Source organism: Pseudomonas sp. 5C2 (assembly GCF_034314155.1).
Classification (GTDB): domain Bacteria; phylum Pseudomonadota; class Gammaproteobacteria; order Pseudomonadales; family Pseudomonadaceae; genus Aquipseudomonas.
This window is the reverse complement of the sequence record NZ_JAVIWH010000003.1, coordinates 1,162,389-1,175,882: the sequence shown is the minus strand read 5'-3', so window position 1 is coordinate 1,175,882 and position 13,494 is coordinate 1,162,389. Positions and strand designations below refer to the sequence as shown.

The 13,494-nt window shown below is 54.8% G+C and carries 7 protein-coding genes, 2 tRNA genes and 4 rRNA genes; 5 read left to right on the top strand and 8 right to left on the bottom strand.

Annotation, left to right across the window (positions count from 1 at the left end):
* Positions 1–19 precede the first annotated feature (19 nt).
* Positions 20–505: an SRPBCC family protein gene (locus RGU44_RS20265; protein ID WP_322177219.1), complete on the top strand. Its 486-nt coding sequence runs from the start codon at positions 20–22 to the stop codon at positions 503–505.
* Positions 506–576: 71 nt separating this feature from the next.
* Here RGU44_RS20265 and rrf (RGU44_RS20260) read toward each other — a convergent pair.
* The 8 genes from rrf (RGU44_RS20260) to RGU44_RS20225 all read right to left on the bottom strand — a co-directional run bounded on the left by rrf (RGU44_RS20260) (position 577) and on the right by RGU44_RS20225 (position 9,022).
* Positions 577–692 (bottom strand): 5S ribosomal RNA (gene rrf, locus RGU44_RS20260).
* A gap of 108 nt (positions 693–800) precedes the next feature.
* A 5S ribosomal RNA gene (gene rrf, locus RGU44_RS20255) occupies positions 801–916 on the bottom strand.
* A 146-nt stretch (positions 917–1,062) separates the two neighbouring features.
* Positions 1,063–3,953, bottom strand: a 23S ribosomal RNA gene (locus RGU44_RS20250).
* Positions 3,954–4,189: 236 nt separating this feature from the next.
* Positions 4,190–4,265: transfer RNA gene (locus RGU44_RS20245), tRNA-Ala, on the bottom strand.
* Between the two features lie 30 nt (positions 4,266–4,295).
* A tRNA-Ile gene (locus tag RGU44_RS20240) sits at positions 4,296–4,372 on the bottom strand.
* Positions 4,373–4,455: 83 nt separating this feature from the next.
* Positions 4,456–5,994 (bottom strand): 16S ribosomal RNA (locus tag RGU44_RS20235).
* The 16S, 23S and 5S rRNA genes sit together here with 2 tRNA genes alongside, the layout of an rRNA operon.
* A gap of 579 nt (positions 5,995–6,573) precedes the next feature.
* Positions 6,574–7,794: a CaiB/BaiF CoA-transferase family protein gene (locus RGU44_RS20230; RefSeq protein ID WP_322218785.1), complete on the bottom strand. Its 1,221-nt coding sequence runs from the start codon at positions 7,792–7,794 to the stop codon at positions 6,574–6,576.
* Positions 7,795–7,840: 46 nt separating this feature from the next.
* On the bottom strand, positions 7,841–9,022 hold the full coding sequence (locus RGU44_RS20225) for an acyl-CoA dehydrogenase (protein ID WP_322177217.1): 1,182 nt from the start codon (positions 9,020–9,022) through the stop codon (positions 7,841–7,843).
* A gap of 161 nt (positions 9,023–9,183) precedes the next feature.
* Between RGU44_RS20225 and RGU44_RS20220 the strand changes: the two genes are divergently transcribed.
* From RGU44_RS20220 to RGU44_RS20205, 4 genes are all read left to right on the top strand, one after another.
* The gene (locus RGU44_RS20220; protein ID WP_322177216.1) at positions 9,184–10,104 is read left to right on the top strand and encodes a LysR family transcriptional regulator; all 921 of its coding nucleotides are present in this window, start codon (positions 9,184–9,186) and stop codon (positions 10,102–10,104) included.
* Between the two features lie 425 nt (positions 10,105–10,529).
* Positions 10,530–11,651 (top strand): Re/Si-specific NAD(P)(+) transhydrogenase subunit alpha, encoded by a 1,122-nt coding sequence (locus RGU44_RS20215; RefSeq protein WP_322218782.1) that lies wholly within the window; start codon positions 10,530–10,532, stop codon positions 11,649–11,651.
* 11 nt (positions 11,652–11,662) lie between these two features.
* Positions 11,663–11,986: an NAD(P) transhydrogenase subunit alpha gene (locus tag RGU44_RS20210; protein WP_219063260.1), complete on the top strand. Its 324-nt coding sequence runs from the start codon at positions 11,663–11,665 to the stop codon at positions 11,984–11,986.
* Complete coding sequence (locus RGU44_RS20205) at positions 11,983–13,419, top strand: NAD(P)(+) transhydrogenase (Re/Si-specific) subunit beta (RefSeq protein ID WP_322177213.1); 1,437 nt, start codon at positions 11,983–11,985, stop codon at positions 13,417–13,419. Before RGU44_RS20210 ends, RGU44_RS20205 begins: the two co-directional genes overlap by 4 nt.
* The last annotated feature ends 75 nt before the right edge of the window (positions 13,420–13,494 follow it).

Here is a 13,494-nt window from a genome sequence, read left to right as displayed (position 1 = left end):
CAACCCGCTGGAGAACATCATGAATACCCTCAACACATTGGAAAATCTGCAACCGGACACCCTGATCAGAAACCCTGAAAGTTGCCGTGTGGTCTCTGCGGTAGAAGTAGCAAGTCATGCGCGAAGCGTGTGGGGTATCGTCGGTAATTTCGCTGGTTTTCCGGCGTTCATTCCGGCGCTGGACGCCTGCGAGATGACCGGAAGTGGCGTGCGTTCGATACGCAAAAAGCTGTTCAAGGATGGCAACGTAGTGGTCGAACAGCTTAACTCTCGCGACGATGACGCGCGTTATATGACCTGGTCGCTGATATACACCACCCTGCCTATCGGCAATCTATGGGCATCCATGACCGTAGCAGAGCAAGGTGATGATCAGTGCCGCGCGACGTGGACAATCGTCGGTGAGCCGTCTTCAGACTGGCCGGACTCATTGCCAGCGTTTCAAGCATTCCTGCAGGCTTTTGCCGACGATGCGATGAACAACGTGCGCACTATGTTCGCCTGACATCTACGCTTTAGTAAGCCGCAAAAACAAAACCCCTGTCTGCATCAGCAGACAGGGGTTTTGGAATTCAATCTTGACGATGACCTACTCTCACATGGGGAAACCCCACACTACCATCGGCGATGCATCGTTTCACTGCTGAGTTCGGGATGGGATCAGGTGGTTCCAATGCTCTATGGTCGTCAAGAAATTCTGATGCCGATCCGTTACAGGGGTAACGTGCCAGCTAATTTCGGTAACTCTCACTAAAAGAAAACCCCTGTTTGCGTAAGCAAACAGGGGTTTCGGAATTTAATCTTGACGATGACCTACTCTCACATGGGGAAACCCCACACTACCATCGGCGATGCATCGTTTCACTGCTGAGTTCGGGATGGGATCAGGTGGTTCCAATGCTCTATGGTCGTCAAGAAATTCGGCTGCCGGATCGTCGTGCTTGCGCGCAACGGGCCAACTAATGGGGATGTGATAGATCTGTGGGTTGTTGCCAATTTTCGGTTTGTGTCGTCTTCACACACCGCAATCTGCTCTTTCGACGCAAATTGCTTGGGTGTTATATGGTCAAGCCTCACGGGCAATTAGTATTGGTTAGCTCAACGCCTCACAGCGCTTACACACCCAACCTATCAACGTCGTAGTCTTCGACGGCCCTTCAGGGGACTCAAGGTCCCAGTGAGATCTCATCTTGAGGCTAGTTTCCCGCTTAGATGCTTTCAGCGGTTATCTATTCCGAACGTAGCTACCCGGCAATGCCACTGGCGTGACAACCGGAACACCAGAGGTTCGTCCACTCCGGTCCTCTCGTACTAGGAGCAGCCCCTCTCAAATCTCAAACGTCCACGGCAGATAGGGACCGAACTGTCTCACGACGTTCTAAACCCAGCTCGCGTACCACTTTAAATGGCGAACAGCCATACCCTTGGGACCGGCTTCAGCCCCAGGATGTGATGAGCCGACATCGAGGTGCCAAACACCGCCGTCGATATGAACTCTTGGGCGGTATCAGCCTGTTATCCCCGGAGTACCTTTTATCCGTTGAGCGATGGCCCTTCCATACAGAACCACCGGATCACTAAGACCTACTTTCGTACCTGCTCGACGTGTCTGTCTCGCAGTCAAGCGCGCTTTTGCCTTTATACTCTACGACCGATTTCCGACCGGTCTGAGCGCACCTTCGTACTCCTCCGTTACTCTTTAGGAGGAGACCGCCCCAGTCAAACTACCCACCATACACTGTCCTCGATCCGGATAACGGACCTGAGTTAGAACCTCAAAGTTGCCAGGGTGGTATTTCAAGGTTGGCTCCACGCAGACTGGCGTCCACGCTTCAAAGCCTCCCACCTATCCTACACAAGCAAATTCAAAGTCCAGTGCAAAGCTATAGTAAAGGTTCACGGGGTCTTTCCGTCTAGCCGCGGATACACTGCATCTTCACAGCGATTTCAATTTCACTGAGTCTCGGGTGGAGACAGCGCCGCCATCGTTACGCCATTCGTGCAGGTCGGAACTTACCCGACAAGGAATTTCGCTACCTTAGGACCGTTATAGTTACGGCCGCCGTTTACCGGGGCTTCGATCAAGAGCTTCGCGTTAGCTAACCCCATCAATTAACCTTCCGGCACCGGGCAGGCGTCACACCCTATACGTCCACTTTCGTGTTTGCAGAGTGCTGTGTTTTTAATAAACAGTCGCAGCGGCCTGGTATCTTCGACCGGCATGGGCTTACGCAGTAAATGCTTCACCCTCACCGGCGCACCTTCTCCCGAAGTTACGGTGCCATTTTGCCTAGTTCCTTCACCCGAGTTCTCTCAAGCGCCTTGGTATTCTCTACCCAACCACCTGTGTCGGTTTGGGGTACGGTTCCTGGTTACCTGAAGCTTAGAAGCTTTTCTTGGAAGCATGGCATCAACCACTTCGTGTGCCTAAGCACACTCGTCATCAGCTCTCGGCCTTAAGATCCCGGATTTACCTAAGATCTCAGCCTACCACCTTAAACTTGGACAACCAACGCCAAGCTGGCCTAGCCTTCTCCGTCCCTCCATCGCAATAACCAGAAGTACAGGAATATTAACCTGTTTTCCATCGACTACGCTTTTCAGCCTCGCCTTAGGGACCGACTAACCCTGCGTCGATTAACGTTGCGCAGGAAACCTTGGTCTTTCGGCGTGGGTGTTTTTCACACCCATTATCGTTACTCATGTCAGCATTCGCACTTCTGATACCTCCAGCAAGCTTCTCAACTCACCTTCACAGGCTTACAGAACGCTCCTCTACCGCATCACCTAAGTGATACCCGTAGCTTCGGTGTATGGTTTGAGCCCCGTTACATCTTCCGCGCAGGCCGACTCGACTAGTGAGCTATTACGCTTTCTTTAAAGGGTGGCTGCTTCTAAGCCAACCTCCTAGCTGTCTAAGCCTTCCCACATCGTTTCCCACTTAACCATAACTTTGGGACCTTAGCTGACGGTCTGGGTTGTTTCCCTTTTCACGACGGACGTTAGCACCCGCCGTGTGTCTCCCATGCTCGGCACTTGTAGGTATTCGGAGTTTGCATCGGGTTGGTAAATCGGGATGATCCCCTAGCCGAAACAGTGCTCTACCCCCTACAGTGATACATGAGGCGCTACCTAAATAGCTTTCGAGGAGAACCAGCTATCTCCGAGCTTGATTAGCCTTTCACTCCGATCCACAGGTCATCCGCTAACTTTTCAACGGTAGTCGGTTCGGTCCTCCAGTTAGTGTTACCCAACCTTCAACCTGCCCATGGATAGATCGCCCGGTTTCGGGTCTATTCCCAGCGACTAGACGCCCTATTAAGACTCGCTTTCGCTACGCCTCCCCTATTCGGTTAAGCTCGCCACTGAAAATAAGTCGCTGACCCATTATACAAAAGGTACGCAGTCACCCAACAAAGTGGGCTCCCACTGCTTGTACGCATACGGTTTCAGGATCTATTTCACTCCCCTCTCCGGGGTTCTTTTCGCCTTTCCCTCACGGTACTAGTTCACTATCGGTCAGTCAGTAGTATTTAGCCTTGGAGGATGGTCCCCCCATATTCAGACAAAGTTTCTCGTGCTCCGTCCTACTCGATTTCACTGCAAAGAGATTTTCGCGTACAGGGCTATCACCCACTATGGCCGTCCTTTCCAGAACGTTCCGCTAATCTCAATACAGCTTAAGGGCTGGTCCCCGTTCGCTCGCCACTACTAAGGGAATCTCGGTTGATTTCTTTTCCTCAGGGTACTTAGATGTTTCAGTTCCCCTGGTTCGCTCCATACACCTATGTATTCAGTGTAAGGTAACGGTCTTATGACCGCTGGGTTCCCCCATTCAGACATCTCCGGATCAAAGTCTGTTTGCCGACTCCCCGAAGCTTTTCGCAGGCTACCACGTCTTTCATCGCCTCTGACTGCCAAGGCATCCACCGTATGCGCTTCTTCACTTGACCATATAACCCCAAGCAATCTGGTTATACTATGAAGACGACATTCGCCGAAAATTCGCAATTTAACTCACAAATTTTACCTTAGCCCGTAACACCACCAGTGAAAGTGCTGCCCGGTCTAACTTTCTATCACATACCCAAATTTTTAAAGAACGATCTAATCAAAGACTAGAAATCAACATTCACCATCCAATCGATGGAATGCTCATTTCTAAACTCTACAATACAGAAGCAGTAAGTGGTGGAGCCAAACGGGATCGAACCGTTGACCTCCTGCGTGCAAGGCAGGCGCTCTCCCAGCTGAGCTATGGCCCCGTATCTCTACAGGCGTTTCCCACACAAAATTGGTGGGTCTGGGCAGATTCGAACTGCCGACCTCACCCTTATCAGGGGTGCGCTCTAACCAACTGAGCTACAGACCCAATTTCGGGCTGCTTCTAAATCGTCTTTTTCAATGAATCAAGCAATTCGTGTGGGAACTTATGAAGAAGCTGATGTCTTCGATTAAGGAGGTGATCCAGCCGCAGGTTCCCCTACGGCTACCTTGTTACGACTTCACCCCAGTCATGAATCACACCGTGGTAACCGTCCTCCCGAAGGTTAGACTAGCTACTTCTGGTGCAACCCACTCCCATGGTGTGACGGGCGGTGTGTACAAGGCCCGGGAACGTATTCACCGCGACATTCTGATTCGCGATTACTAGCGATTCCGACTTCACGCAGTCGAGTTGCAGACTGCGATCCGGACTACGATCGGTTTTCTGGGATTAGCTCCACCTCGCGGCTTGGCGACCCTCTGTACCGACCATTGTAGCACGTGTGTAGCCCAGGCCGTAAGGGCCATGATGACTTGACGTCATCCCCACCTTCCTCCGGTTTGTCACCGGCAGTCTCCTTAGAGTGCCCGCCATTACGCGCTGGTAACTAAGGACAAGGGTTGCGCTCGTTACGGGACTTAACCCAACATCTCACGACACGAGCTGACGACAGCCATGCAGCACCTGTCTCAATGCTCCCGAAGGCACTCCGCTATCTCTAGCAGATTCATTGGATGTCAAGGCCTGGTAAGGTTCTTCGCGTTGCTTCGAATTAAACCACATGCTCCACCGCTTGTGCGGGCCCCCGTCAATTCATTTGAGTTTTAACCTTGCGGCCGTACTCCCCAGGCGGTCAACTTAATGCGTTAGCTGCGCCACTAAGAGCTCAAGGCTCCCAACGGCTAGTTGACATCGTTTACGGCGTGGACTACCAGGGTATCTAATCCTGTTTGCTCCCCACGCTTTCGCACCTCAGTGTCAGTATCAGTCCAGGTGGTCGCCTTCGCCACTGGTGTTCCTTCCTATATCTACGCATTTCACCGCTACACAGGAAATTCCACCACCCTCTACCATACTCTAGCTCGACAGTTTTGAATGCAGTTCCCAGGTTGAGCCCGGGGATTTCACATCCAACTTAACGAACCACCTACGCGCGCTTTACGCCCAGTAATTCCGATTAACGCTTGCACCCTCTGTATTACCGCGGCTGCTGGCACAGAGTTAGCCGGTGCTTATTCTGTCGGTAACGTCAAAACACTAACGTATTAGGTTAATGCCCTTCCTCCCAACTTAAAGTGCTTTACAATCCGAAGACCTTCTTCACACACGCGGCATGGCTGGATCAGGCTTTCGCCCATTGTCCAATATTCCCCACTGCTGCCTCCCGTAGGAGTCTGGACCGTGTCTCAGTTCCAGTGTGACTGATCATCCTCTCAGACCAGTTACGGATCGTAGCCTTGGTGAGCCATTACCTCACCAACTAGCTAATCCGACCTAGGCTCATCTGATAGCGCAAGGCCCGAAGGTCCCCTGCTTTCTCCCGTAGGACGTATGCGGTATTAGCGTCCGTTTCCGAACGTTATCCCCCACTACCAGGCAGATTCCTAGGTATTACTCACCCGTCCGCCGCTCGCCACCAGGTACAAGTACCCGTGCTGCCGCTCGACTTGCATGTGTTAGGCCTGCCGCCAGCGTTCAATCTGAGCCATGATCAAACTCTTCAGTTCAAACATCTTTGGGTTTTGACAAAACCCTAAACTTAGCTCAGCAATCGTTGGTTACATCTTTGATTTCTCGCGGAGTAACTTGTGATGCTGATAATCAGTTGACTTCAGTCTTACAACACAAGCACCCACACGAATTGCTTGATTCAATTGTTAAAGAGCGGGTGGTTGAGATCTTTCGTCTCAGCCGAGGCGCGCATTCTACAGCAGCCCCTGTTGCTGTCAAGCGGTTATTTTAACAAGTTTCAAAGTTTCCTTTGCAACTTCAACCACTTGCGCTTCGATCAACTTCACGTCTCTCGTTAGCGGGAGGCGAATTCTACAGCGTTACACGCTGCTGTCAACACCTCTTTTCTACCGCTTTCGATCCAGAAGATCAAAACCCCTTCCTCGCCGCTTACTCTGGATAACTCTTTGATTTACAAGGAGTTTTCCGTTTCATCTGCTCCGGAAGAGGTGCGAATTATAGAGAGATTAGCTGGGGCGTCAACACCTAATTTCATAAACCTGTCACATTGGTAAAACATGCCAGTAAACGCTAATGGATAGCCTTAAATCAGCCCTCTATATATAGCTATATGGCTACAGCACACCTGCCTGGCGCAGAACATCTACAGCGTCGGCATCCAGACCCAGGACACGCTCTAATACCTCCAACGTATGTTCACCCAATAGCGGCGGGGCAAGACGATACTCAACCGGCGTCTCAGACAACCGGATAGGGCTGGCGACCTGAGGCACACTTCCGGCCAGCGCGTGCGGCATAGTAATAGCCAGCCCGCGCGCCTGAACCTGTGGATCAGCAAACACCTGTGCCAGGTCGTTAATCGGCCCACACGGCACGCCGGCACGCTCGAGCGCAGTCACCCATTCAGCGGTGGTCTTGAAAACCGTCGCCTGGCGGATGAGAGGGATCAGTTCGGCCCTATGGGCAACGCGCAGGTTATTAGTCAGGAAGCGCGGATCTTCAGCCCACTGCGGTTGCCCGGCAACCTCGGCGAACTTTCTGAACTGACCGTCATTACCCACCGTAAGGATGAAGTTGCCATCAGCAGTGGGAAAATCCTGGTACGGCACGATATTGGGATGAGCGTTGCCCAACCTGCGTGGCGCCACCCCGGTCGTCAGGTAGTTCATCGCCTGATTGGCCAGACAAGCCACTTGCACATCAAGCAAAGCCATATCGATATGCTGACCAACACCGCCCTGATCCCGGTGAGCGAGAGCCGCCAGAATCGCAACCGTCGAATAGAGCCCGGTAAGAATGTCCGTCAGCGCCACACCGACCTTGACCGGCCCGGCGCCCTCATCACCCTCCGGACGCCCCGTAAGGCTCATCAAACCACCAAGGCCTTGAATCATGAAATCGTAGCCGGCCCGCTTGGCATAAGGACCGCTTTGGCCAAACCCGGTGATCGAGCAATAGATAAGCTTGGGATTGATGGCTTTTAGCGCCTCATAGTCCAAGCCATATGCCGCCAACCCACCGACCTTGAAGTTCTCGATGACGATGTCGGACTTGGCAGCCAGCTCCCGCACCAACTTCTGACCCTCAGGCCGGGTGAAGTCTATGGTGACTGACTGCTTGTTCCTGTTGGCCGACAGGTAATACGCCGCTTCACTGGTGTTCTCGCCCTCGGCGTCCTTAAGGAACGGAGGGCCCCAGGCGCGAGTGTCATCGCCATTGCCTGGGCGTTCGACCTTGATCACCTCGGCACCGAGGTCAGCAAGAATCTGTCCGGCCCAAGGTCCAGCAAGAACCCGCGACAAGTCGAGGACCCGTAGATGTGAAAGCGCGCCCATCGGCTGACTCCTTTTCCTTTATAGATAGAAAGCTGAAAGCCGCTACTTAATAGAAGGCTTGAATGCCAGTCTGTGCACGACCCAGGATCAGCGCATGGACGTCATGGGTACCTTCATAGGTATTCACGACTTCCAGGTTGACCAAATGACGGGCAACACCGAACTCGTCGGAGATGCCATTGCCGCCCAACATGTCCCGCGCCATCCGTGCAATGTCCAGAGACTTGCCGCATGAGTTGCGCTTCATCATCGAGGTGATTTCGACCGCAGCAGTGCCTTCGTCTTTCATCCGACCCAAGCGCAAGCATCCCTGCAAGGCCAAGGTGATTTCAGTCTGCATGTCAGCCAGCTTCTTCTGGATGAGCTGAGTCGCCGCCAACGGGCGCCCGAACTGATGACGATCCAGGGTGTATTGACGTGCGGTGTGCCAGCAGAACTCGGCAGCCCCCAACGCGCCCCACGAAATCCCGTAACGTGCCGAGTTAAGACAGGTGAAAGGACCTTTCAAGCCACGGACGTCCGGGAAGATGTTTTCTTCGGGCACGAACACGTTGTCCATCACGATCTCGCCAGTGATCGAGGCACGCAGACCCACCTTGCCGTGGATAGCCGGCGCAGTCAGGCCCGCCCAGCCTTTTTCCAGAACGAAACCGCGAATGTCGCCCGCATCGTCTTTACCCCAGACAACGAATACATCCGCAATCGGGCTGTTAGTGATCCACATTTTGCTGCCAGACAGGCGATAGCCGCCGTCAACCTTCTTGGCACGGGTAATCATCGCGCCCGGATCGGAGCCGTGGTTAGGCTCGGTAAGACCGAAACAACCAATCCATTCGCCGGTGGCCAGTTTGGGCAGGTATTTCTGTTTCTGTGCTTCGGTACCGAATTCGTTGATTGGCACCATCACCAGAGAGGACTGAACACTCATCATGGAGCGATAGCCGGAGTCGACGCGCTCAACTTCGCGAGCGATCAAGCCGTAGCACACGTAATTCAGACCGCTGCCGCCGTATTGCTCAGGGATGGTCGCGCCCAACAGACCGATTTCACCCATTTCGCGAAAAATGGCAGGATCAGTATGCTCATGGCGAAAGGCTTCAAGAACACGCGGTGCCAGCTTGTCACGGGCAAACTGTTCAGCGCTGTCACGCACCATGCGCTCTTCTTCAGTGAGCTGTTGATCCAGCAACAGCGGGTCGATCCAGTTGAAGCTTGCTTTGCCGCCCATGAGCGAGTCCTCGTGAAGATTGGTCAAAAGTCGTGGGACTGATCCTAGGCTGGCTTAAGGAATACGGCAAACGAGGATTTTGCATGCTGTTGTGCTAATTTCTCACTCCGTGACGATCAAAAAAGGCTTTTTCCGGTGATCGACTAGTGAGGTAGAGGTACATGCGCAGAAAGATCCCCAGCACAACCGCACTCATCAGCTTCGAGGCGGCAGCCCGACACGAGAGCTTTACCAAGGCGGCGCAAGAGCTTTCCCTCACTCAAGGCGCCATTTGCCGACAGATCGCCGGCTTGGAAGAGTTCCTTAATGTCGAACTCTTCCGACGCTCACGCCGCGGCGTGAAACTGACCGAAGCCGGGCTTTCTTATAGTCGTCGCGTGGCAACCCAACTGGATGCGGTCGAGCGTGACACGCTATCGGTCATGGGTCAGCAGGGCGCTAACGTGATTGAGCTGGCGGTTGTGCCGACCTTTGGCACTCAGTGGTTGCTGCCGCGACTCAAGGATTTCCAGCAATGCCATCCCGACGTAACGGTCAATCTCACCAACCGCACGCGGCCATTTCTGTTTGCCGACACCGACTTTGACGCAGCGATCTATTTTGGTGACGCGGACTGGTCCGGTACCGAGTCACATCGGCTGATGGGGGAAAACCCGATGCCGGTGTGCAGCCCCAATCTTTTGGGCAATTTCGACACGCTGAGCGCACAGGCAATTGCTGAATTACCTTTGCTGCAACAAACCACACGCCCCTATGCCTGGCGCCAGTGGTTCGGCTCTCTGAACCTGAATATTCCCCGCGACATGACAGGGCCGCGTTACGAGCTATTCTCCATGCTTGCCCAAGCCGCCATGCACGAGATGGGGATTGCCTTGATTCCGCCCTTCCTGATCCAGCGCGAACTGGCCGAGAAGCGCTTGGTCATTGCCAACACCCACGCGCTATCGAGTATCAAGGCCTATTACCTGATGATTCCGGAGCGAAAGGTGGAATCAGCGTCTTTACGCGCATTTCGCGACTGGCTCGTGGGACAGGCTCATAGCTATGCGCTAATCACCGAGCGGCCCGCAGCCATTAACTGACCTTGTAGTCAGCTGCTAGAGACGCCTACAGATGTACGAATATGTCGCTTTTACATCAACTGTACGGATGGCATCGGTAATGGCTCAAAAAGCCTGAAACCGCGGACTGCAGCTTGAGTTAAAGCACCGTAGGGTTATTCACACTGCGAATCCTGAATTTCATTAAACCTCATTAAAAGTCCCTGCGGGCCCGGTAATCATGAGCGTTAGCCCTGGCCTTGCGACATTGAGTCACAGGGTGACTTGTAGTTAATATTCAGTCACAGTTCAGAACTTGTTGAAGGGATCAAACTTCGCCTGCAAAATGCCGCCCCCGCCTTTCACGGCGGGATCGCGCTGATCTGACGCCCCGGCAGCACCATCCGTAGTGCGCTGGCCTATTTAAAATAGATAACAAGATAAAAAGATTACGCAGGAGATATAACGTGCACATTGGTATTCCTCTCGAAACCCATGCGGGTGAAACGCGGGTTGCCGCAACCCCGGAAACCATTAAGAAGCTGATCGGCCAAGGCCATCGGGTCACTGTGCAAAGCGGCGCAGGCGTCACTGCCAGTGTTCCGGACAGTGCCTATGAAGCGGCGGGCGCCACCATTGGTAGCGCCACGGATGCCTTCGGTGCCGAGCTGATTCTCAAAGTTGTCGCACCCAGCGACAGCGAGCTGACCCACATCAAGAGCGGCACGATCGTCGTGGGCATGCTCAATCCGTTCAACAACGAAACGATTGGCAAGATGGCAGAGTGCGGCATTACCGCCTTCGCCCTTGAAGCCGCGCCGCGTACCTCGCGCGCGCAAAGCCTCGACGTGCTGTCCTCGCAAGCCAACATCGCCGGCTATAAAGCCGTGCTGGTGGCCGCGCATCACTATCCGCGCTTCATGCCGATGCTGATGACTGCTGCAGGTACCGTGAAGGCCGCCCGCGTGCTGATCCTTGGTGCCGGTGTAGCGGGGCTGCAGGCGATTGCCACCGCCAAGCGTCTGGGCGCGGTGATCGAAGCATCCGACGTGCGTCCTGCGGTGAAGGAACAAATCGAATCCCTCGGCGCCAAGTTCGTCGACGTGCCTTACGAGACTGACGAAGAGCGTGAATGCGCGGTCGGCGTCGGCGGTTACGCCCGGCCGATGCCGGCCAGCTGGATGCAACGCCAGGCCGTCGCGGTCCACGAGCGCGCCAAACTGGCCGACATCGTGATCACCACCGCGTTGATTCCGGGTCGCAAGGCGCCTGTGCTGCTCAGCGCCGAGACCGTCGCGCAGATGAAACCAGGCTCGGTCGTCATTGATCTTGCGGCGGCTCAGGGCGGCAACTGCCCACTGACCGTGGCCGATCAAGTAGTCAGCGCACACGGCGTGACCATCGTCGGCTATACCAACCTGCCTGCGATGGTCGCGGCTGATGCCTCTGCGCTCTACGCACGCAACCTGCTGGACTTCATGAAGCTGCTGTTCACCCCTGAAGGGCAGCTGCAGATCAATCTCGAAGACGACATCGTCGCCGCGTGCCTGATGTGCCGCGACGGCCAAGTCATCCGCAAGAACGGCTAAGGATAAAAATAATGGAAGAGCTGATCTCCCCTGGCATCTACAACCTGATCATCTTCGTGCTGGCGATTTATGTCGGTTATCACGTGGTCTGGAACGTAACGCCTGCACTGCACACGCCACTGATGGCCGTGACTAACGCCATCTCGGCCATTGTCATCGTCGGCGCCATGTTGGCCGCCGCGCTGACCGTAACGCCGCTGGGCAAGACCATGGGCACCCTGGCGGTGACGCTGGCTGCCGTGAATGTGTTCGGTGGCTTCCTGGTCACCCGACGCATGCTGGAAATGTTCAAGAAAAAAGCACCCAAAGCCAAGGTTGAGGTGCAGAAGCCATGAGCATGAATCTGGTCACTACGCTGTACCTGATCGCCTCGATCTGCTTCATTCAGGCGCTCAAGGGCTTGTCTCACCCCACCACATCGCGACGCGGCAACCTGTTCGGCATGCTCGGCATGGCGCTGGCAGTGATCACCACCGTTGGCCTGGTCTACAAACTCGGCTCCGAGATGGCCGCCCCCGGCATTGGCTACATCATCTTTGGCCTGTTGGTCGGCGGCACGGCCGGTTCGATCATGGCCAAGCGCGTTGAAATGACCAAGATGCCGGAACTGGTCGCCTTCATGCACAGCATGATCGGCCTGGCAGCTGTGTTCATCGCCATCGCAGCCGTCGTCGAGCCGCAATCGCTGGGCATCGTTCGGCACCTGGGTGACGCCATTCCAGCGGGCAACCGTCTGGAACTGTTCCTCGGGGCCGCCATTGGCGCCATCACCTTCTCCGGTTCGGTGATCGCTTTCGGCAAGCTCTCGGGCAAGTACAAATTCCGCCTGTTCCAGGGCGCACCCGTACAGTTTGCCGGCCAGCATAAACTTAACCTGGCCATTGGCCTGGCGACACTGACGTTTGGCGTCATCTTTATAGTGAGCGGCAATCTGAATGCGTTCGCCCTGATGCTGGCGTTGGCGTTCGTTCTCGGCGTGCTGCTGATCATCCCTATCGGCGGCGCAGACATGCCGGTCGTGGTGTCGATGCTAAACAGCTATTCGGGCTGGGCAGCGGCAGGGATCGGTTTCTCGCTGAACAACTCGATGCTGATCATCGCCGGTTCGCTGGTGGGCTCTTCGGGTGCAATCCTCTCGTACATCATGTGCAAGGCGATGAACCGCTCGTTCTTCAACGTCATCGGCGGCGGCTTCGGCGGTCATGCGGACGCGGCGGGCCCAGCGGGTGACAAAGAAGCGCGGCCGGTCAAATCCGGTTCGGCAGATGACGCCACCTTCCTCCTGAGCAACGCCGACACGGTGATCATCGTTCCAGGCTATGGCTTGGCAGTGGCTCGGGCGCAACACGCACTAAAGGAGCTCACAGAGAAGCTCACCCATCGTGGCATCACGGTGAAGTACGCCATTCATCCGGTTGCAGGGCGGATGCCGGGGCACATGAACGTACTGCTGGCCGAGGCAGAAGTGCCTTACGACCAGGTGTTCGAGATGGAGGACATCAACTCCGAGTTCGGCCAAGCTGACGTGGTTCTGGTGCTGGGCGCCAACGACGTGGTCAACCCGGCAGCGAAGAATGACCCTAAATCGCCAATTGCCGGGATGCCGATCCTTGAGGCTTACAAAGCCAAGACCGTGATCGTCAACAAGCGCTCTATGGCCAGCGGCTATGCAGGCCTGGACAACGAACTGTTCTACCTGGACAAAACCATGATGGTGTTCGGCGATGCCAAGAAAGTGATTGAGGACATGGTCAAAGCCATCGAATAACGCTTCGATACTGGCACGCTGCAAGTGCACGCTTCAAAACAATCCCTGGCACCGAAATCGCCGGGGATTTTTACA

Coding starts and splice junctions, on each gene's coding strand:
- RGU44_RS20265 (WP_322177219.1), top strand. CDS start 20: ATGAATACCCTCAACACATTGGAAAATCTGCAACCGGACACCCTGATC.
- RGU44_RS20230 (WP_322218785.1), bottom strand. CDS start 7,794: ATGGGCGCGCTTTCACATCTACGGGTCCTCGACTTGTCGCGGGTTCTT.
- RGU44_RS20225 (WP_322177217.1), bottom strand. CDS start 9,022: ATGGGCGGCAAAGCAAGCTTCAACTGGATCGACCCGCTGTTGCTGGAT.
- RGU44_RS20220 (WP_322177216.1), top strand. CDS start 9,184: ATGCGCAGAAAGATCCCCAGCACAACCGCACTCATCAGCTTCGAGGCG.
- RGU44_RS20210 (WP_219063260.1), top strand. CDS start 11,663: ATGGAAGAGCTGATCTCCCCTGGCATCTACAACCTGATCATCTTCGTG.
- RGU44_RS20205 (WP_322177213.1), top strand. CDS start 11,983: ATGAGCATGAATCTGGTCACTACGCTGTACCTGATCGCCTCGATCTGC.